This is a genomic window from Shimia ponticola, from assembly GCF_007995215.1.
In the GTDB taxonomy this organism is placed as follows: Bacteria; Pseudomonadota; Alphaproteobacteria; order Rhodobacterales; family Rhodobacteraceae; genus Shimia_B; species Shimia_B ponticola.
In genome coordinates, this window is the sequence record NZ_VCDK01000006.1 from 168,192 (window position 1) to 185,876 (window position 17,685).

Annotated in this window: 22 protein-coding genes; 14 read left to right on the forward strand and 8 right to left on the reverse strand. The window is 59.3% G+C overall.

The features are described 5' to 3' along the window. Nucleotides 1–145: 145 nt before the first annotated feature. The 7 genes from FE702_RS14350 to mdh all read right to left on the reverse strand — a co-directional run bounded on the left by FE702_RS14350 (nucleotide 146) and on the right by mdh (nucleotide 6,664). Nucleotides 146–820, reverse strand: coding sequence for a hypothetical protein (locus FE702_RS14350; protein WP_147127014.1), 675 nt, complete (start codon nucleotides 818–820; stop codon nucleotides 146–148). Between the two features lie 198 nt (nucleotides 821–1,018). Continuing rightward, nucleotides 1,019–1,636 (reverse strand): hypothetical protein, encoded by a 618-nt coding sequence (locus FE702_RS14355; protein WP_147127015.1) that lies wholly within the window; start codon nucleotides 1,634–1,636, stop codon nucleotides 1,019–1,021. 54 nt (nucleotides 1,637–1,690) lie between these two features. Beyond that, nucleotides 1,691–2,572, reverse strand: a complete 882-nt coding sequence (gene sucD, locus FE702_RS14360) for a succinate--CoA ligase subunit alpha (protein ID WP_147127016.1) — start codon at nucleotides 2,570–2,572, stop codon at nucleotides 1,691–1,693. Nucleotides 2,573–2,577: 5 nt separating this feature from the next. After that, complete coding sequence (gene sucC, locus FE702_RS14365) at nucleotides 2,578–3,771, reverse strand: ADP-forming succinate--CoA ligase subunit beta (RefSeq protein WP_147127017.1); 1,194 nt, start codon at nucleotides 3,769–3,771, stop codon at nucleotides 2,578–2,580. Nucleotides 3,772–3,951: 180 nt separating this feature from the next. Then, the gene (locus tag FE702_RS14370; RefSeq protein WP_147127018.1) at nucleotides 3,952–4,848 is read right to left on the reverse strand and encodes a hypothetical protein; all 897 of its coding nucleotides are present in this window, start codon (nucleotides 4,846–4,848) and stop codon (nucleotides 3,952–3,954) included. A gap of 83 nt (nucleotides 4,849–4,931) precedes the next feature. Next, nucleotides 4,932–5,609, reverse strand: coding sequence for a class I SAM-dependent methyltransferase (locus FE702_RS14375; protein WP_147127019.1), 678 nt, complete (start codon nucleotides 5,607–5,609; stop codon nucleotides 4,932–4,934). Between the two features lie 92 nt (nucleotides 5,610–5,701). Then, on the reverse strand, nucleotides 5,702–6,664 hold the full coding sequence (mdh, locus tag FE702_RS14380; RefSeq protein WP_147127020.1) for a malate dehydrogenase: 963 nt from the start codon (nucleotides 6,662–6,664) through the stop codon (nucleotides 5,702–5,704). Between the two features lie 140 nt (nucleotides 6,665–6,804). On the opposite strand from mdh, the gene FE702_RS14385 reads away from it, so the two are divergent. Beyond that, on the forward strand, nucleotides 6,805–7,560 hold the full coding sequence (locus FE702_RS14385) for a sulfite exporter TauE/SafE family protein (protein WP_147127021.1): 756 nt from the start codon (nucleotides 6,805–6,807) through the stop codon (nucleotides 7,558–7,560). A gap of 76 nt (nucleotides 7,561–7,636) precedes the next feature. On the opposite strand, the gene FE702_RS14390 is transcribed toward FE702_RS14385, so the two are convergent. Then, the gene (locus FE702_RS14390) at nucleotides 7,637–7,945 is read right to left on the reverse strand and encodes a hypothetical protein (RefSeq protein ID WP_147127022.1); all 309 of its coding nucleotides are present in this window, start codon (nucleotides 7,943–7,945) and stop codon (nucleotides 7,637–7,639) included. Between the two features lie 228 nt (nucleotides 7,946–8,173). Between FE702_RS14390 and FE702_RS14395 the strand changes: the two genes are divergently transcribed. From FE702_RS14395 to creD, 13 genes are all read left to right on the forward strand, one after another. Further along, nucleotides 8,174–9,040, forward strand: coding sequence for an HpcH/HpaI aldolase/citrate lyase family protein (locus FE702_RS14395; protein WP_147127023.1), 867 nt, complete (start codon nucleotides 8,174–8,176; stop codon nucleotides 9,038–9,040). Further along, entirely contained in the window at nucleotides 9,041–9,598 is a 558-nt protein-coding gene (locus FE702_RS14400) for an NnrU family protein (protein WP_147127024.1), read from the forward strand. It abuts the gene before it with no gap. 4 nt (nucleotides 9,599–9,602) lie between these two features. Continuing rightward, entirely contained in the window at nucleotides 9,603–9,806 is a 204-nt protein-coding gene (locus FE702_RS14405; protein ID WP_147127025.1) for a DUF1737 domain-containing protein, read from the forward strand. A 3-nt stretch (nucleotides 9,807–9,809) separates the two neighbouring features. Beyond that, nucleotides 9,810–10,835, forward strand: coding sequence for a MaoC family dehydratase (locus FE702_RS14410; protein WP_147127026.1), 1,026 nt, complete (start codon nucleotides 9,810–9,812; stop codon nucleotides 10,833–10,835). A gap of 174 nt (nucleotides 10,836–11,009) precedes the next feature. After that, complete coding sequence (locus tag FE702_RS14415; protein ID WP_147127027.1) at nucleotides 11,010–11,450, forward strand: DoxX family protein; 441 nt, start codon at nucleotides 11,010–11,012, stop codon at nucleotides 11,448–11,450. A 211-nt stretch (nucleotides 11,451–11,661) separates the two neighbouring features. Then, nucleotides 11,662–12,054 (forward strand): succinate dehydrogenase, cytochrome b556 subunit, encoded by a 393-nt coding sequence (gene sdhC / locus FE702_RS14420; RefSeq protein ID WP_147127028.1) that lies wholly within the window; start codon nucleotides 11,662–11,664, stop codon nucleotides 12,052–12,054. A gap of 11 nt (nucleotides 12,055–12,065) precedes the next feature. Then, a complete protein-coding gene (locus tag FE702_RS14425; protein ID WP_147127029.1) occupies nucleotides 12,066–12,437 on the forward strand; it encodes a succinate dehydrogenase, hydrophobic membrane anchor protein in 372 nt (123 codons plus the stop codon). 21 nt (nucleotides 12,438–12,458) lie between these two features. Then, nucleotides 12,459–14,264, forward strand: a complete 1,806-nt coding sequence (gene sdhA / locus FE702_RS14430; RefSeq protein WP_147127030.1) for a succinate dehydrogenase flavoprotein subunit — start codon at nucleotides 12,459–12,461, stop codon at nucleotides 14,262–14,264. Continuing rightward, a complete protein-coding gene (locus FE702_RS14435; protein ID WP_147127031.1) occupies nucleotides 14,264–14,566 on the forward strand; it encodes a hypothetical protein in 303 nt (100 codons plus the stop codon). Before sdhA ends, FE702_RS14435 begins: the two co-directional genes overlap by 1 nt. Beyond that, a complete protein-coding gene (locus tag FE702_RS14440; RefSeq protein WP_147127032.1) occupies nucleotides 14,563–14,889 on the forward strand; it encodes a succinate dehydrogenase in 327 nt (108 codons plus the stop codon). Before FE702_RS14435 ends, FE702_RS14440 begins: the two co-directional genes overlap by 4 nt. A 14-nt stretch (nucleotides 14,890–14,903) precedes the next feature. Beyond that, entirely contained in the window at nucleotides 14,904–15,683 is a 780-nt protein-coding gene (locus tag FE702_RS14445) for a succinate dehydrogenase iron-sulfur subunit (RefSeq protein WP_147127033.1), read from the forward strand. Next, nucleotides 15,683–16,147, forward strand: coding sequence for a hypothetical protein (locus tag FE702_RS14450; protein ID WP_147127034.1), 465 nt, complete (start codon nucleotides 15,683–15,685; stop codon nucleotides 16,145–16,147). The genes FE702_RS14445 and FE702_RS14450 overlap by 1 nt, the downstream gene beginning before the upstream one ends. A gap of 85 nt (nucleotides 16,148–16,232) precedes the next feature. After that, nucleotides 16,233–17,642 carry a cell envelope integrity protein CreD gene (gene creD / locus FE702_RS14455; RefSeq protein WP_147127035.1) on the forward strand — a complete coding sequence of 470 codons (1,410 nt, stop codon included), beginning with the start codon at nucleotides 16,233–16,235 and terminating at the stop codon, nucleotides 17,640–17,642. Nucleotides 17,643–17,685 lie beyond the last annotated feature (43 nt).

The following is a 17,685-nucleotide window of genomic DNA, read 5'->3' on the forward strand; positions in this document are numbered from 1 at the left end:
GGCGGCGGGCACTGCAAACGCAAATAGCCCGTCAGCCAGATGGCTGCGGGATCCTTGAGCGTAATCGGGATGGCGGGATGTCATGGGGTGTGGCGCGCAGCAGGTCGCTGCGGCCTGAAATGCTATCTCCATGGCACCCCCTGTCTCATGCCACGAGCCTCGCGCTGGCGCGTTCGACGACGTGTGGGGTGTGGGCGTACCGGCCTGCCCGGAATATCCAGTCCTGGCCGCGACGCAGAATGTCGATGGATGCCTGATCAAAATAGGCTGCGACCGGCAGCTTATCTTTGGCACGGACGTTGGTTTTGGTTGCCGGCAGCTTGATTGCGCCGGGCGCCATGCCCCAGCCAGCGGCCAGTTCGTCCACCTCTGAGCGCAGCTCTTCCATTTTCAGATACCGGTGGATGACCGGGAGGCCACGGATGTGGCAGGCTTTGAAATCCACGTCAGCGGCAGATTTGAAGTAGCCTTTGTCGTGCTTGTCTTTCAGGAAGGCCCGGAACGCTGATACTCGGTCCGCGTCCGACACTGGCTTGAATCGGTTGGCCCAGAAGAACCAGCTGACAGCCTTGTCAAAGGGGTTCCGGATCACAGCGATGCGTTCGTAGTTGTTCCACACCTTTGGCCCGGCAAGCTTGCGCGTATCCCATGCAGACAGGTGCGAGGCCCAGCCGGTCTTATCCAAATTCGCAGGACCGCGACGGGCACCGATGACCCCGTATTCGCTTATGATCGCAGGCGTTGCTTCGACGACGCGATGACCGGGAGCGGCGCAAAACGGCTCAAGCGCCATTTCGACCGACGTGCCAGCGGTCTTCATCGTTTTCTGATAAATGAATTCTTGGGTGTGACAGACCAAAACCATAACGTGCCTCCAGACTCGGAGCATCGCACCGTCACCGCTGTCAGCGTGACGTGCTTGCCCCCTTGAGGCGTGTCTAGGAGCACAGGTGGACAGTTTCCGGACCACATTGTGACCAATTTTGGACCAATCACGTGAGATTTCCTGCATTGTTCGTCAGCCCCTCTCAATCGTAATCGAGGATGGGGCCAGCACGGCAGGCTGGCTCAGGGCGGGCGCAAGCGTTTCGTCCATGGAATACATGGTCATTCGAAACGGAGCGCCGCCTAAAGTATTCTTGAGCCGGGTCAGGTTCCCGGTCGAAATCTCACGGACTGACCCGGCCATCGAGATCATGGCAACAAAATACGCGTCACTCAATGAAAACGCGCCGTAGTAGTCGCAGGCCAGATCGCCAAATGGCGTGGTGCGCACAGCGATCAGGGCTTTGCGGTCGTAATCGGCCCAAAACTGCGCCGGTCGCGCCATGTCAGCACCGGTGAGGTGATCAAGACGCCACGCGTCGAGCGCGGCGACGGCCCGTGGACCGGCATAGCGGCGCATTGTCTCGTTATCCGTCTCCATGTTGCGGACGGTCGCAAAATCGCGCGGCCCGGGGCGCAGATACCCCAAGGACACAAAGGTCTGTTCTGCGCGCTGTTGATCCGATGCATTGACGCAGATGTGGATCATGTCTTCCAGAGCTGACTGATAGCGCAGCTGGATTTGGGCATAGCCCGACTGACCTGCCAAGCTGGCAGCGGTCAGTATGGCAATGGCCAAAAACGCTTTCATCTCTCCACTCCGATTTGGAAGGGTGCGCGCCGGGCACGCACCCAACCAGTTTGGTTAACCGATGGCCTTGAGCACGGCTTCGCCAAGCGTCGCGGGGCTATCTGCGACCACGATACCGGCCGACTTCATGGCTTCGATCTTGTCCTCTGCGCCGCCTTTGCCGCCCGCAACGATGGCACCAGCATGGCCCATGCGACGTCCGGGAGGGGCCGTGCGGCCCGCGATGAAGCCCGCCGTTGGTTTCCAGCGGCCTTTCTTCTTTTGCTCGGCCAGGAATTCAGCGGCTTCTTCTTCCGCAGAACCACCGATTTCGCCGATCATGATGATCGACTGCGTTTCATCGTCGTCGAGGAACATGTCGAGCACGTCGATATGTTCGGTCCCTTTGATCGGGTCGCCGCCGATGCCTACAGCCGTGGATTGGCCCAGACCGATATCGGCGGTTTGCTTCACCGCCTCATAGGTCAGCGTACCGGAGCGGGACACAACGCCCACCGAGCCACGCTTGTGGATGTGGCCCGGCATGATGCCGATTTTGCAGGCGTCCGGTGTGATGACACCGGGGCAGTTGGGGCCGATCAGACGCGATTTGCTGTCGATCAGCGCGCGCTTCACCCGCATCATGTCGAGCACCGGGATGCCTTCGGTGATGCAGACGATCAGCTCCATCTCGGCGTCGATGGCTTCAAGGATCGAGTCCGCCGCGAATGGGGGCGGCACGTAGATGACCGATGCGTTGGCTTCGGTCACGGCTTTCGCCTCGTGCACCGAGTTGAAGACCGGCAGGTCCAGGTGGGTCGTGCCGCCTTTGCCCGGCGTCACGCCGCCGACCATTTTGGTCCCGTAGGCGATAGCCTGTTCAGAGTGGAATGTGCCCTGCGAGCCGGTCAGACCCTGACAGATTACTTTGGTGTTTTCGTCGATAAGAACAGCCATCTGTCTTAGCCCTTCACTGCTTTTACGATTTTCTCGGCGCCGTCCGACAGGTTGTCGGCTGCGATGACGTTCAGGCCGGAGGTGTTGATGATCTCTTTGCCTTTCTCGACGTTCGTGCCTTCAAGGCGCACGACGAGCGGGACCTGTAGACCTACCTCTTTCACCGCGGCAACCACGCCTTCGGCGATGACGTCACAGCGCATGATGCCGCCGAAGATGTTGACGAGGATGCCTTTGACGTTGGGGTCCGAGGTGATGATCTTGAACGCTTCGGTCACCTTCTCTTTGGTCGCGCCGCCGCCCACGTCGAGGAAGTTGGCAGGTTCGGCACCATAAAGCTTGATGATATCCATTGTCGCCATGGCCAGGCCCGCGCCGTTGACCATGCAGCCGATTTCACCGTCCAGAGCGATGTAGTTGAGGTCGTATTTCGAGGCCTCAAGCTCTTTGGGGTCTTCTTCGGTTGTGTCGCGCAGCTCGGCGATATCCGCGTGGCGGTAGACGGCGTTGCCGTCAAAGCCGACTTTGGCGTCGAGCACTTTCAGCGAGCCCGCGTCGGTGATGATCAGCGGGTTGATCTCGAGCATCTCCATGTCTTTTTCCATGAAGGCTTTGTAGAGGATGCCCATCAGCTTCACGCATTCTTTGACCTGAGCACCCTTGAGACCCAGCGAGAATGCAACGCGGCGGCCGTGGTATGGCTGATAGCCGGTGGCCGGATCGACAGAGAAGGACAGGATTTTCTCTGGGGTCGCGGCGGCGACCTCTTCGATGTCCATGCCGCCTTCGGTCGAACAGACGAAGGACACACGAGATGTCACGCGGTCGACGAGCAGCGCCAGATACATCTCGGTCTCGATACCGGAGCCGTCTTCGATGTAGATGCGGTTGACCTGTTTGCCTGCAGGACCGGTCTGGTGCGTGACCAATGTGCGACCGAGCATCTTCTTGGCTTCTTCAGCGGCTTCTTCGACCGACTTGGCCAAACGAACGCCGCCCTTTTCACCAGCATCAGCTTCTTTGAAGGACCCTTTACCGCGTCCGCCCGCGTGGATTTGCGCCTTCACAACCCAAAGCGGGCCGTCCATTTCGCCGGCTGCGGTTTTGGCGTCTTCGGCCTTCAGGACCACGCGACCATCGGAGACAGGAGCCCCGTAGCTGCGCAGTAGGGCCTTGGCCTGATACTCGTGGATATTCATAAGAAATGTCCCAATCGCTGGTGTCTTTTCCGCACAATGCCTCCTTGTCAGATGGAATTAGAGGGCTAAAGCGTCGCACCCGCCGAAAAACGCACATTTGTGATCACACCTAGAAAAAGTGTGATCACAAAATTACGCAATGTGATGCAGCCTTGGGGGAATCGCGGCGGGTTAAGGCCGCTAGAACGTCAGGAATTCAACGTCTTTCCGCGACTTTAGTCGTGCAAGGTCCTCGGAGTACCGCGCGTTCAGCAGGTCGCGCTGTTCGTCAGACCATAGCGAAATCGCTGGATTTTCGGTGGTCACAGGAAACGCCTGAGCCACCGCTTCGGCCATGTCTTGCGCTCCGGAACGGAGGTTTTTGAAGTCGGTATAGGGATGAACGGCCAAAAGGGCGGTCACCGCATCGCGTGACAGCGACACCCGGTAGTCAGCCTCTGGCAGACCGGTCTGAAACATGTCGCGTGACGATCCTGACAAGCTGGCCAGGATGTCAGCCTCGTGCGTGCGGTAATCCTCGTGTTGCCACATGACGATCTTGGCGGCCGGGCAAATCGCGCGAACGCGATCGACAAAGGAGGGCCATCTCAGGTGGTCTTCGGCCAGAAACGTGCCAAGCGCGCGGGCCGGTTGGTCAAAGCGCGCGCGGACGGCTTCGGAATAGGCGGAGTCAAAGAATTTGTCGTATCGCCGGACGGCAAGGAACACGGTCAGATCGCGCTCTGAAAAGACTCGGGCCAACAGCGTCAGACGCCGTTCCAGTTGTGCATATCCGCCATCACCCGGGATCAACGTGTGGCGCGACACTCCAACGGCATTTTCAAACGACAGGACCAGGCGGTCATGCTGCCATTCCTCTTGGTCGAGGCGCGGCGCGATGTGTTCATATGCTTCGTCCAACGAAATCCGACCTAGACCGGCACCCTGAAGTTTTCCTTTGAACAGCCGCGAAATCTGTTTGACCGAGCGGTAGCCTATCCCGGCTTGCTCCAGATCGTCGGTTTTGGTGCCGAGGCAGGCCTGAATGCGGGTCGTTGCCGTTTTGTGCGGGCCAATATGGAAATGCACGGATTTCATAGGTGGTGCCTACCCCGAGGCGTTGTTTGGGGAAAGGATGAAAGCATACTCATCGTGACTTCAGTCCCCGATTGGCTGGCATCCTATTGCGTGAGGCGCGCCTTGACCATCAACTGTCCGCGTTCATGACCCCAATCGCCGACAAAGTCGCAGTGCCACCCCGAGTTTGCCGCGATCTCGGCAATAGTGGACTGCGGGTAGCGATAGGTCTTGTTCGCGTGGCTTGGGCCGTCGGGGCGCATTTCTTCCCCTTCGTGGTAGGTGAAGAACAGCACACTCTCCGGGCCTGCGACCTTGGCAAGGTTTGTCAGGCACAAAGAGATATCGTCAGGTGTCAGATGCGTGAACAGGGACTGCGCGATGGCCATGTCGAATTCGGGCACAAATCCGAAGTCAAAGTCATAACCATACCCAAAGCGGGCTTGCTTAAAGGTCGCGATATCGTAGAGCATTTCCTGCTCTAGCCCGGCTTGGACAAGGGCTGGTTCAGCCTCCAAACCAAAGTAGTTGCCGGTGTTAAGCATGGGGATCAGCCACTGAGCCAACCGCAGGCTGCCGCAGGCGATATCCAGGAATTTGTGATCCGGACGCAAACCTTGGCTGACGAGGTAATGGTACTGACGCTTGCCGATGCCGTACCAGATTTGTGGGCCATGCCCGCCGACATAGGCTCGGTGGCCGATGGCCTTGATCCGGTCAGGGGCATCAAGGTTGATCCAGTCTTCCCGCTTCAGCTTGGGTTTGTTCGGTCCGTCGACCATGATCTGTCCCCGAAGTTGCCCTGAAAACGCAAAAGCGCGCCGGATCGGACCGACGCGCTTTCGACGATGTCAAATTGTCAGCAGTGACGCAATCAGGCGAGGCTGTTGTCGATGCCTTTGCAGGCGTCAACGAGGCCTTTGACGGCGTTGACCGAGGTGTCGAACATTTCTTGCTCTTCTTTGGTGAGCTTGATGTTCACGATCCGCTCAATGCCGCCTGCGCCGATCACGGTTGGCACACCGACATACATGTCTTTCACACCGAGATCGCCGTCGCAGTAAGCTGCACATGGCAAAACGCGCTTTTGATCCTTGAGATAGGCTTCGGCCATTTCGATCGCCGAGGTCGCAGGCGCGTAATAGGCGGAGCCTGTTTTCAGCAGGCCAACAATCTCTGCGCCGCCGTCGCGGGTGCGCTGAACGATGCTGTCCAGTTTCTCTTGCGTGGTCCAGCCCATGTCCACCAGATCTGGCAGAGGGATACCGGCAACGGTCGAGTAGCGCACCGATGGGACCATCGTGTCGCCGTGGCCGCCCAGAACGAAGGCTGTCACGTCGCGCATGGACACGTCGAATTCCACCGACAGGAAGTGACGGAAGCGGGCGCTGTCGAGAACACCAGCCATGCCGCAGACTTTGTTTGCAGGCAGACCCGAGAATTTCTGCAGCGCCCAGACCATCGCGTCGAGCGGGTTGGTGATGCAGATCACAAAGGCGTCTGGCGCGTTGTCGCGGATGCCTTCGCCCACCGATTTCATGACTTTGAGGTTGATGCCCAGCAGGTCATCGCGGCTCATGCCCGGTTTACGGGCAACACCGGCAGTCACGATACAGACGTCGGCACCAGCGATGTCGGCATAGTCCTGCGTGCCTTTCAGCGACGCGTCAAAACCTTCGGACGGCCCGGATTCTGCGATGTCGAGCGATTTGCCTTCTGGCAGGCCCTCGGCGATGTCGAACATAACGATGTCGCCAAGTTCTTTGAGGGCGGCGAGGTGGGCAAGTGTGCCACCGATGTTGCCTGCGCCAATGAGGGCAATCTTGGGTCGAGCCATGGGGAAGGTCTCCGGCTGGTTGCAATTTGGCGCGAGGCTTAGGCATTTAGGCGGTACCGCGCAAGGGCGGTCGACTGCGGCAGGAGCGCGCGTGTATACAAATGTATGCCGTGTCTCGCCGCAAACATTGGGGCAATTGATTGATTACATTCGACCTTACGTTTTTCCTCTTGGCGATCCCGGCCGTCATCTTTGCCGGAATTTCCAAGGGTGGTTTCGGGTCGGGGGCCGCATTCGCGGCCGGATCGATTCTGGTGATCGCCTACCCGCCTGCGGTCACCCTTGGGCTACTTCTTCCCCTCTTGATGCTGATCGACGTGGCCAATTTGCGTCCCTATTGGCGCAAATGGTCGTGGGAGGATTGCAAGCTGGTCATCTTGGGCGGCGTGCCAGGTGTGGCGCTCGGGGCGTGGCTCTTGGCTGTGGCCCCGGCGGATCTGTTGCGGTTCCTGATCGGGTTGGTGTCGCTCTTGTTCGTGGCATGGCAACTGTCGAAGGAACGCGGTTGGGTGCGCGACCCGCAGCAAAGGTTGGGGCCGGGTGTCGGGCTGACGACCGGCTTGGCTGCGGGCTTTACCAGTTTCGTCAGCCATGCAGGCGGGCCGCCCGTGGCGGTGTATCTGCTCAGTCAGGGGTTGGATAAGCTAAAGTATCAGGCGTCAACGGTCCTGATATTTTGGGCGATTAACTTGATGAAGTTCGGACCCTACGCAGCGCTGGGCGCGTTTACGCGTGATACCTGGATCGGATTTGCGCTCCTTGCTCCGTTTGCGCTTTTGGGCTCATGGGCCGGTGTGCGGCTGCATAACATGATCCCAAGCTGGCTGTTTTTCCGCATCACCTATCTGCTGTTGACGGTGACGGGCACCAAGTTGATTTGGGACGCGCTGACCTGAGACGGAGGGAAAGTGGGGGCGTTGCCCCCGGCGCATGCGCGCCTCCCCCGAGTATTTTGGGAAAGATGAAGCCTGATCAGGCGTCGTTGCCGGGGGTCGGTGCCGCATTGGCCAAGGCTTCGTAAGACATGCCTGAGGCAACAAGACAGGATTGGCCGTTGGGCATGGTCACGACGATCGACCAGCTTCCGGTGCCGTCATTGGCATAGGTTTCCACCACCGAATTATTGGCCGCAACGCCGACGGATTGCCGGGTTTCGCCGTACTTCGTCCCAAGCCGTTCGACGACCATTGCGCGATCTGCGCAGTTGGACTGGGCTTTTGCGCTTGTTGCGATGAAAAGGGCGGCGACGGCGACGGACAGGGCCATGAGGTTCAGTTTCATTTCGATTTCCTGTGTGCAGTGGCGGGGTAACTTGGCGGGAAGCCTGCGGACACAGGGTGTCATTCTGGTTAATGAAGCGGTCTATGAGGCGGAGGGGGGCGGCAAGGTTTCCGACTTTGGTGCTGCAATTGCGTAATTTCGCTGCGATGCGGCGCGAATTCTGTTGAACTATCTGCAAAGACTTGGCATTGGTCGCGCAAGAAAATTACTCGACGACTGGAATCTGCCATGACGACCCGCCCTTACCGTTCGGTTCTCTACATCCCCGGCTCGAAAGAGCGCGCGCTGGAAAAGGCCAAGACCCTGGCGGTGGACGCGATCATCTTTGATCTGGAAGACGCAGTGGCGCCGGATGAAAAGGCCGCAGCGCGCGAGTTGCTGGCTCAGACCCTGACGGCAGGCGGCTACGGCGCGCGGGCGCAGATTGTGCGGATCAACGGGTTTGATACCGAATGGGGGGAGGATGATCTGGCGACGATTGCCAAGGTCGGGCCAGAGGCGGTTTTGCTGCCCAAGGTGAACTCTGCAGCGGATATCGAGGATTTGGCCAAGCGTCTGGACTCCTTTCCCGAGGCCAAGGACACGCAAATCTGGGCGATGATGGAAACACCGCTTGGCGCACTGAACGCGCTCGAGATTGCACAGGCGCCGCGCATGGCGGGGTTTGTTATGGGCACCAATGACCTTGCCAAAGACCTCAATACCCGCGCGCGGGCAGACCGGGAACCCATGGTGACGGCGCTTGGTCTGTCCATGCTCGCGGCCCGGGCTGCCGGGATTGTCGCCGTGGATGGTGTCTATAACGCCTTCAAGGACGAAGATGGGCTCCGCGCGGAATGCAACCAAGGCCGAGACATGGGCTTTGACGGCAAAACGCTGATCCATCCGGCGCAGGTGGCCGTCGCGAATGATGTGTTCGCCCCTTCTGAGGCTGATGTCGATCTGGCCCGCCGTCAGATCGAGGCTTTCGATCAGGCCGTGGCCGACGGGCAGGGCGTGGCTGTTGTGGACGGCAAGATCGTCGAAAACTTGCATGTTGAAACCGCGCGCGCGACGCTGGCCAAAGCAGAGGCGATTGCTGCTTTGGAGGGCTAAATGACACTTCTTATTCTTGGGCTGATCCTGTGGTGGGCGGCCCACCTGTTCAAACGTGTAGCGCCGGATACGCGGGCAAAGCTGGGCGATCCGGGCAAAGGGCTCGTTGCCGGGCTGATCGTTGCATCGGTCGTGCTCATGGTAATTGGTTATCGTGGTGCGGATTTCATCACGGTGTGGACCCCGCCACTTTGGGCGACCCATTTGAACAACCTCCTGATGCTGCTGGCATTCTACACTTATGGCGCAGGCGCGGCCAAAGGCGGGAAGGCATGGCTTGGCACGAAACTCCGTCATCCGCAGCAGACGGGCTTTGGGATCTGGGCGGTTGCGCACCTTCTGGTGAACGGAGACCTGGCGTCCATTGTCCTATTCGGCGGGCTGCTCTTGTGGTCGGTGGTGCAGGCCCGCGTGATCAATGCGCAAGAGGGACCATGGACCGCGCCCGAACGTGGGACGATGGCCACCGAAATCCGTCTGATTGTGATTGCCGTTATCCTTTATGCCATTATTGCAGGCATTCACATCTGGCTGGGCGTCTGGCCCTTTGGAGGATGACAGGATGATTGCCTACCGATTTCTGACAGCCGACGACACGTCGGAGTTTTGCCACAAGGTCACCAAGGCCCTCAACGAGGGTTGGTCGCTCTATGGTGATCCGACCTATGCCTATGACGCCACCGCTGGTGTCATGCGCTGCGGCCAGGCCGTGACCAAGGACGCGCCGGGTGACTATACGCCGGACACCAAGCTAGGAGAGCTTTGACCCATGAAGACGAACGCGGGCCGTTTCTTTGAAGACTATTCGGTGGGTCAGGTGATCCGCCACGCGGTGCCGCGGACGGTGACCGAGGGGGAGCGCGCGCTTTATCACGCGCTCTACCCTGCGCGTCATGCGCTGTACTCATCTGATCTGTTTGCGCAGAACTGTGGGTTGGATGCCTCGCCGCTCGATGATCTGGCGGCGTTTCACGTCGTCTTTGGAAAGACCGTGCCAGATGTGTCGCTAAACGCAGTGGCTAACCTGGGCTACGCAGAAGGCGTGTTCAAGAAGCCTGTTGAACTGGGCGACACGCTGCGCTCTGAATCAGAGGTGATTGGGGTCAAGCAGAACTCCAATGGCAAAACCGGGGTGGTCTGGGTGCGTACGCGCGGCCTGAACCAGATGGACGAAGAGGTCATGTCCTATGTCCGCTGGGTCATGGTGCGCAAAGGCAATGTCGATGCGCCACCGCCAGAGGCCGTTGTGCCCGATCTGGCCAAGGTTGTGCCTGCCGAAGATCTCGTGATCCCAGAGGGCCTGACCTTTGACGGCTATGACTTCGAACTCGCAGGCGAACCGCACCGTTGGGGCGACTACGAAGTTGGCGAAGTGATCGACCATGTCGATGGCGTGACCATCGAAGAGGCCGAGCATATGATGGCCACGCGCCTGTGGCAGAACACGGCCAAGGTGCATTTCGACGCGACCCACCGCGAAGATGGCAAGCGACTGATCTATGGTGGTCACGTGATTTCGATGGCGCGGACGCTGTCGTTCAACGGGCTGGCCAATGCGCAGATGATCGTTGCGATCAACGCAGGCGCGCATGCGAATCCGTGCTTTGCAGGCGATACCGTGCGGGCGTGGACCGAAGTTTTGGATAAGGCCGAGGTTGCCCCGGGTATTGGCGCGCTGCGCCTGCGGCTGGTGGCGACAAAAGGTCCGAAAGCCGGTGAATTGCGCGGTGAGGATGGCAAGTACCTTCCTGGTGTTTTGCTGGATCTCGACTACTGGGCATTGATCCCTGTTTAGGCGCGAAAGCCCCGCTTTTGGCGAGGCTTTTTGGTCACGGCGGGGACACGCCCGCTCACGTTTTCGTATGGGTACATTTGGTCGCGGAACCATCCGTTGAGCAGGTAAGTTTGCACACCAAGTTCATCAGCAGACTTGGTCCGCAGAACCAAACTTATCCTAACGGAGGACGTTATGACGACTTTTTCGACGAACACCTTCGTGCAAACGGGCAGAAACATTCTGCCCGCGATCACGATGCCCTGGGCGCATTGGTTTCTGCGCCTGCCACTGGCCGCAATCATTGCGAACCAGGGCTTTATGAAATTCCCGGAGATGGCCGAGCAAGCCGCCGGTAACGGACTGCCCTTGTGGCTCTTTGCAATGGCCGCTTTCGGCGAAGTTCTGGCTGCCGCTGGCCTGATCATCGGCGGTGCTGTGAAGTCCTTTAATGCCACAGGTCTGATCAAGATCGGTGGCGATGTGATCACACGTCTGTCGGGCTTCGCCATCACAGCGGTGGTCGCTGGCGTGATCTACATGTTCTATTGGGGCGGCGGCTTCTACGCGATGCAGTATCACTTGCTGCTTCTTGCCGGCGGTCTGTTCTTCATGCTGCGGGGCAACCGCAGCTGATCGCAAAAGTCCCAAGAAACAATACTCCAAAGGCCCGCAATCGCTGCGGGCCTTTTCGTGATCACGGTTGTGGTTACTGTGATCACAATGGCCAAGATTCCGCCTAGCTGCGCCAAATCATCGCGATTTCCGAGTGGCCCGACGCGTGACTCAGACCTAACCTTCTGGTTCAAGAGCATAACTGTCACTGACTAAGCTAGGAGCCGCAGCCATGGCTGACGTGAACCGGGGCAACCGCCCGCTCTCTCCGCATCTGACGATTTACCGTCCGCAGATGACCTCGATGACTTCCATCTTTGTGCGGATCACCGGGAATGCCCTGATCGTCGCAGCGCTGTTGGTTGTGTGGTGGTTTGTTGCCGCTGCCAGCGGACCAGAGGCCTATGCAACAGCCGACGCCGTCATCACGAGCTGGTTTGGCAATCTCGTCATGGTGCTGAGCGCTTGGGCGCTGTGGTTCCACACACTGGGCGGCGTGCGTCACCTGATTTGGGATGCTGGCTATGGCCTTGAGGTCGAGCAGGCCGAGTTCATGGGCTGGATCATGATCTTTGGCTCATTGGCCCTGACCGTTCTGACTATCATCATCGCAGTTGCGCTTTAAGGGGGCTGACCATGGCATTTCTCACGGATCGCAAACGCGCAATTGGAATGGGTTCGGCGAAGGCCGGAACAGAACACTTCTGGTCGATGACAAAATCGTCCTTTGGTCTCGTAATCCTTGTTCCGCTGTTTATCCTGACATTCGCACCGATGCTGGGCGCGCCCCACGCTGATGTTGTGGCCTACTTTGCCCGCCCATTCCCGGCGGTGGTCGCTGGCCTGACGCTGGTTGTCGGCTGGATGCACTTCAAAGGCGGTGTTCAGGCGCTGATCGAAGACTATACCGATGGCTTGGTGCGCAAGGGACTGATCCTTGGCACCATCTGTCTCAGCTATGCTGCCGCTGCCGCGAGCGTTTACGCCATCGCGCGCATCGCACTGTAACACAGGTAAGGAGGACCGATCATGGCCGCTTACGACTATGAAGTTCATGACTATGACGTTGTTGTTGTCGGTGCGGGTGGCGCAGGTCTGCGCGCGACGCTCGGCATGGCAGAACAGGGCCTGAAGACGGCCTGTATTTCCAAGGTTTTCCCGACCCGGTCGCACACCGTGGCAGCCCAAGGTGGTATCGCGGCGTCGCTGTCGAATATGGGGCCGGACCACTGGCAGTGGCACATGTATGACACTGTGAAAGGCTCGGACTGGCTGGGTGACACGGACGCGATGGAATACCTCGCGCGGGAAGCACCAAAAGCTGTTTATGAGCTTGAGCACTACGGCGTGCCATTCTCGCGGACCGAAAAGGGCGAGATCTACCAGCGTCCGTTTGGCGGTCACACCACCGAATTCGGCGAAGGCCCACCGGTGCAGCGGACCTGTGCCGCAGCCGACCGGACCGGTCACGCGATCCTGCACACGCTCTATGGTCAGTCGCTGAAGCAGCAGGCTGAGTTCTACATCGAATACTTCGCGATCGACCTGATCATGTCGGATGACGGGCAGTGTCAGGGCGTTCTGTGCTGGAAGTTGGATGACGGCACCATGCACCTGTTCCAGGCCAAGATGACGGTTCTGGCGACGGGCGGTTACGGACGTGCTTATTTCTCGGCGACCTCCGCACACACCTGCACCGGCGACGGTGGCGGCATGACGGCCCGCGCGGGTCTGCCTCTGCAAGATATGGAGTTCGTGCAGTTCCACCCAACAGGTATCTACGGATCAGGCTGCCTGATTACTGAGGGTGCACGCGGTGAAGGTGGCTACCTGACCAACTCCGAAGGCGAGCGGTTCATGGAGCGCTATGCGCCGACCTATAAGGACCTCGCATCGCGCGACGTGGTTTCGCGCTGCATGACGATGGAAATCCGCGAAGGTCGCGGTGTGGGCGCGGATGGCGATCACATCCACCTGCACCTGAACCACCTGCCGCCAGAAACGCTGGCGGAACGCCTGCCGGGTATCTCGGAATCAGCACGCATCTTTGCAGGTGTCGACCTGACGAAAGAGCCGATCCCGGTTCTGCCAACCGTGCACTACAACATGGGCGGCATCCCCACGAACTATTGGGGTGAGGTGCTGGCACCGACGAAATCCGATGAAGCTGCCGTTGCGCCGGGTCTGATGGCCGTAGGTGAGGCGGGCTGTGCATCGGTCCATGGGGCCAACCGCCTTGGCTCGAACTCTCTCATCGACCTTGTGGTCTTTGGCCGCGCTGCCGCGATCCGTGCTGGTGAGATCGTCGATCCATCGACACCAGTTCCAACCGCTAATAAGCGCTCGGTCGAGGCAGCGCTGAGCCGCTTTGACGGTCTGCGCTATGCCAAGGGACACGTCCCAACCGCTGAACTGCGCCTTGAGATGCAGAAAACGATGCAGCAAGACGCGGCCGTCTTCCGCACCGACAAGACGCTGGCCGAAGGTCAGGAGAAGATGGAAGGCGTCGCAGGCAAGGTCAGCGACCTGAAAGTCTCGGACACATCTATGGTTTGGAACTCGGACCTGATGGAAACGCTGGAATTGACCAACCTGATGCCAAACGCTGTTGCGACCATCACCGCCGCTGCCGCACGTAAGGAAAGCCGCGGAGCCCACGCGCACGAGGATTACCCTGATCGCGACGACGAGAACTGGCGCAAGCACAGCCTTGTCTGGTTCAAAGGCAACGCAGCGTCGCTGGGCTATCGCGGTGTGGTCACACAGCCGCTCACCAGCCACAACGACGGTGGCATCGACCTTAAGAAAATCGCCCCAAAGGCGCGCGTCTACTGATGCGCGCGCTTGCCCTGCCATTGATGCTGGTCGCCGGACCGGCGTTCGCCGATCTGTCGGACGTGCAGCAGGCGGCCTATGACGCCGTCTTGCCAGCATTGACCGAAGCGCTCGGCGCGCAGGGCGACGCAGGCACGGAAGCCTTCGCACCGGCCTTGACCGAGTGCGTTGTCACGACGGCCAAACGGCGTGAAGTCCGCGCATTGGGTGACGGTGATCTGGGTGATGACGACATGGCCTTGGTCAACGACATCATGACCCGCCCGAAAACCCAGGGCTGCCTCACAAAGGCGCTGCAATGATGCGTGTCGCTGGTCTGATTGTTGCGGCTTGTCTGCTCAGTGGGTGTCTGAATGCAACTGGCGTTCAGAAATCCGCAGAAGAGATTGCCCGTGATCAGGCCAAGACGGTCGTCAACGACGTGGTCGAAAGCCGTCTGCCCGGTGTCAATGTCAGCGCGGCTACCGACTGCATCATCGACAATGCCTCGCTTTCCGAGGTGTTCTCGATCGCCAAAGCATCGGTCACCGGCCCGGACGAGGCTACGGTGTCCACAATTCTAGATATCGCCAAGCGCCCTGACACGGCAAAATGCTTGGTGTCCGCAACACTCGCCCTGCTGTAAGGAGGCCGCTCGAAATGGTCCAACTCACGCTTCCCAAGAATTCCCGCATTTCGGTCGGCAAGACATGGCCAAAGCCCGAAGGCGCGACCAACCTGCGCAAATTCTCGATCTATCGCTGGTCGCCCGATGATGGTGAGAACCCGCGCGTGGACACGTATTTCGTGGACATGGACACTTGCGGTCCGATGATTTTGGACGCGCTGATCAAGATCAAGAATGAGATTGACCCGACGCTGACGTTCCGCCGTTCCTGCCGAGAGGGCATCTGCGGATCCTGCGCGATGAACATCGACGGGATCAACACGCTGGCCTGCATCTACGGCATGGACGAAATCGACGGCGACGTCAAAATTTACCCGCTGCCACACATGCCCGTGGTCAAGGACCTGATCCCAGACCTGACACACTTCTATGCGCAGCATGCGTCGATCATGCCGTGGCTGGAAACCAAGACGAACCGCCCCGCCAAAGAGTGGAAGCAGTCCATCGAGGACCGCAAGAAGCTGGATGGTCACTACGAATGCGTGATGTGCGCCTGCTGTTCGACATCCTGCCCATCGTACTGGTGGAACGGCGACCGCTATCTTGGGCCAGCAGCCCTGCTGCACGCAAACCGCTGGCTCGAAGACAGCCGTGACGAGGCAACCGGGGAACGTCTGGACGATCTCGAAGATCCGTTCAAACTCTATCGCTGCCACACCATCATGAACTGCGCCAAGACCTGTCCAAAGGGTCTGAACCCCGCGAAGGCGATTGCGTCGATCAAGAAGAAGATGGTCGAGCGTCACATCTGATGGCGGTCCGCAAAATCCCGGTCCCGAAGGACGCGCTCTTGTCGCGTTATATCGGGCGGGGTCATGTGGATGCGTTTGAAACAGACATCGGGAAAGAGGCCCCTTTGCAGGACTGCATCGGGGCCTTCTTCGGCTCTTGGGTCTTTCGGATCGAAAGGCGCATCCTGGCGGTCGCAATGAAGGCCCCTTCTTCGTCGGCGGACGTTGCGTCGCTGGCTCGCGGAGAGGCTAAAACCATCGCGGTCTGGCATGTGATAGATCGGACCGAAAACCAATTGCTCATGCGCGTTCCTGATACGCCGGTGCGGACGTGGTTGGCCGTCTCAGGCACACGGCTTTGGTTTGGGTCGGCTTTGGTGTCTGAGACGGATCGATTGCCGGTCACCTATCGGGCCTCTTTGCCATTTCATGCGCTATATTCGCGGCTCCTCCTCGCTGCCGCCATGCGAAAGCTGCAGCGCTGATCTGCACAAATCCTGCGGGTTTGCCTGACTTGTGATGCACAGGTTTCAGCCACAAAGCTGGGACCAACATCAAGAGGAGGGGCCCATGCGATCCGCAGGCACCAGATTCATTATTGTGGGGCTTCTGGCCCTGTGCATGTTCATCCCGCTGTTTTTTGCCGGGCAAGTCATCAAGGAACGCGCCGACTATTCACGGCAGACTGCCAGCAGCATCGGCGAGGAATGGGGCGGCGCGCAGATCCTGCGCGGGCCAGAGCTTGTGATTCCGGTCAGCGAGACTGTGTTGACCAGTCGGCGCGAGGACATCATCGACGCTGACACCAACGAACCGCGTCGCGACCCGACCTCGGGCGAGGCGCTTTATCGAGTGGTGGAAGAAGCCAAGGAAGTTGAGCGTCAAGCCATTCATCTTCTGCCTCGGCTGTTCGACGCACAAATTGAAACGCAAACCGAAATCCGCCGTCGTGGCATATTTGAAGTGCCCGTCTACCGCGCCGTTCTGACTGTCGAATTTGACTATGACCTCGACATTGCAGAGGCCGCCTTGACCGGCGATGAGCGGCTGGAGTTTGAAGAAGCAGCACTGATCTTTGCCATCAGCTCGAACCGAGCGTTGCGCGGGGACGCGGTGCTGACAGAAGCCGGAGAAACCTTGCGCCTTGATCCATGGCGCGGCGAGCGGTTGCGCGGGCTTTCTTCCGAGGTTGGCGACCCGCGAGAGCGTGGGACCTACACCCTTGAACTGGGCTTCCAAGGGGCTGACAGCCTGCAAATTGCCCCCGTCGGACGGACGACAGAAGTCGCCATCACAAGCGATTGGCCACATCCGTCATTCAACGGGGCCTATCTGCCGGACAGCTCTGAGGTGCGTGACACGGGCTTTGACGCGTCATGGACCATCCCGCATCTGGCGCGCGCCCTGCCAGAGGTGTCGAGGAATACTCAACTTGGCACCGTTGGCCATGAGTCCTTTGGGTTCCGTCTGTTCCAGCCAAATGACTTTTACCAAAAGGCCTATCGCGCGGCGCGATATGGCATCCTGTTTATCGCTCTGACATTCCTGACGGTGTTGCTGATCGAAAATCGGACGCAAAAGCCGACGCACCCGGTTCAATACGTACTGATCGGTCTGGTTCAGGCGATGTTTGTCGTGCTCATGGTGGCCTATGCCGAACAGATCGGCTTCGCCGCTGCCTATCTGCTGGCCTCTTGTGCCGTTGTTGCCTTGCTCACCTTCTATGGTTGGATCGGCTTGCGACTGAGCAAGCGGGCGCTGGTGTTGGGAGTGATGCTGGCGGTTCTCTACGGCGTGCTGTTCCTGATCCTGCGGTCGGCAGATTACGCACTGATTGCAGGGGCGACATTGGTCTTTGCTGCACTCGCCGGAACTATGTGGGCCACACGGAACGAGGATTGGTACGGGCCAGAGACCGAGAAAAAGCGCTGGTCTTGGGCGCGTCCGGCTCAGCCTGAGGTCGCGTCAAAGTCTGACTGACGCAACGCCTGACTTTCCAAGCGCACGGTGCCTCCCTAACCTG

Excerpts from the sequence above, each read along its gene's own strand:
- FE702_RS14350 (WP_147127014.1), bottom strand. The coding sequence starts at position 820 with ATGAAGACCGCTGGCACGTCGGTCGAAATGGCGCTTGAGCCGTTTTGC.
- FE702_RS14355 (WP_147127015.1), bottom strand. The coding sequence starts at position 1,636 with ATGAAAGCGTTTTTGGCCATTGCCATACTGACCGCTGCCAGCTTGGCA.
- sucD (WP_147127016.1), bottom strand. The coding sequence starts at position 2,572 with ATGGCTGTTCTTATCGACGAAAACACCAAAGTAATCTGTCAGGGTCTG.
- sucC (WP_147127017.1), bottom strand. The coding sequence starts at position 3,771 with ATGAATATCCACGAGTATCAGGCCAAGGCCCTACTGCGCAGCTACGGG.
- FE702_RS14370 (WP_147127018.1), bottom strand. The coding sequence starts at position 4,848 with ATGAAATCCGTGCATTTCCATATTGGCCCGCACAAAACGGCAACGACC.
- FE702_RS14375 (WP_147127019.1), bottom strand. The coding sequence starts at position 5,609 with ATGGTCGACGGACCGAACAAACCCAAGCTGAAGCGGGAAGACTGGATC.
- mdh (WP_147127020.1), bottom strand. The coding sequence starts at position 6,664 with ATGGCTCGACCCAAGATTGCCCTCATTGGCGCAGGCAACATCGGTGGC.
- FE702_RS14390 (WP_147127022.1), bottom strand. The coding sequence starts at position 7,945 with ATGAAACTGAACCTCATGGCCCTGTCCGTCGCCGTCGCCGCCCTTTTC.
- FE702_RS14395 (WP_147127023.1), top strand. The coding sequence starts at position 8,174 with ATGACGACCCGCCCTTACCGTTCGGTTCTCTACATCCCCGGCTCGAAA.
- FE702_RS14400 (WP_147127024.1), top strand. The coding sequence starts at position 9,041 with ATGACACTTCTTATTCTTGGGCTGATCCTGTGGTGGGCGGCCCACCTG.
- FE702_RS14405 (WP_147127025.1), top strand. The coding sequence starts at position 9,603 with ATGATTGCCTACCGATTTCTGACAGCCGACGACACGTCGGAGTTTTGC.
- FE702_RS14410 (WP_147127026.1), top strand. The coding sequence starts at position 9,810 with ATGAAGACGAACGCGGGCCGTTTCTTTGAAGACTATTCGGTGGGTCAG.
- FE702_RS14415 (WP_147127027.1), top strand. The coding sequence starts at position 11,010 with ATGACGACTTTTTCGACGAACACCTTCGTGCAAACGGGCAGAAACATT.
- sdhC (WP_147127028.1), top strand. The coding sequence starts at position 11,662 with ATGGCTGACGTGAACCGGGGCAACCGCCCGCTCTCTCCGCATCTGACG.
- FE702_RS14425 (WP_147127029.1), top strand. The coding sequence starts at position 12,066 with ATGGCATTTCTCACGGATCGCAAACGCGCAATTGGAATGGGTTCGGCG.
- sdhA (WP_147127030.1), top strand. The coding sequence starts at position 12,459 with ATGGCCGCTTACGACTATGAAGTTCATGACTATGACGTTGTTGTTGTC.
- FE702_RS14435 (WP_147127031.1), top strand. The coding sequence starts at position 14,264 with ATGCGCGCGCTTGCCCTGCCATTGATGCTGGTCGCCGGACCGGCGTTC.
- FE702_RS14440 (WP_147127032.1), top strand. The coding sequence starts at position 14,563 with ATGATGCGTGTCGCTGGTCTGATTGTTGCGGCTTGTCTGCTCAGTGGG.
- FE702_RS14445 (WP_147127033.1), top strand. The coding sequence starts at position 14,904 with ATGGTCCAACTCACGCTTCCCAAGAATTCCCGCATTTCGGTCGGCAAG.
- FE702_RS14450 (WP_147127034.1), top strand. The coding sequence starts at position 15,683 with ATGGCGGTCCGCAAAATCCCGGTCCCGAAGGACGCGCTCTTGTCGCGT.
- creD (WP_147127035.1), top strand. The coding sequence starts at position 16,233 with ATGCGATCCGCAGGCACCAGATTCATTATTGTGGGGCTTCTGGCCCTG.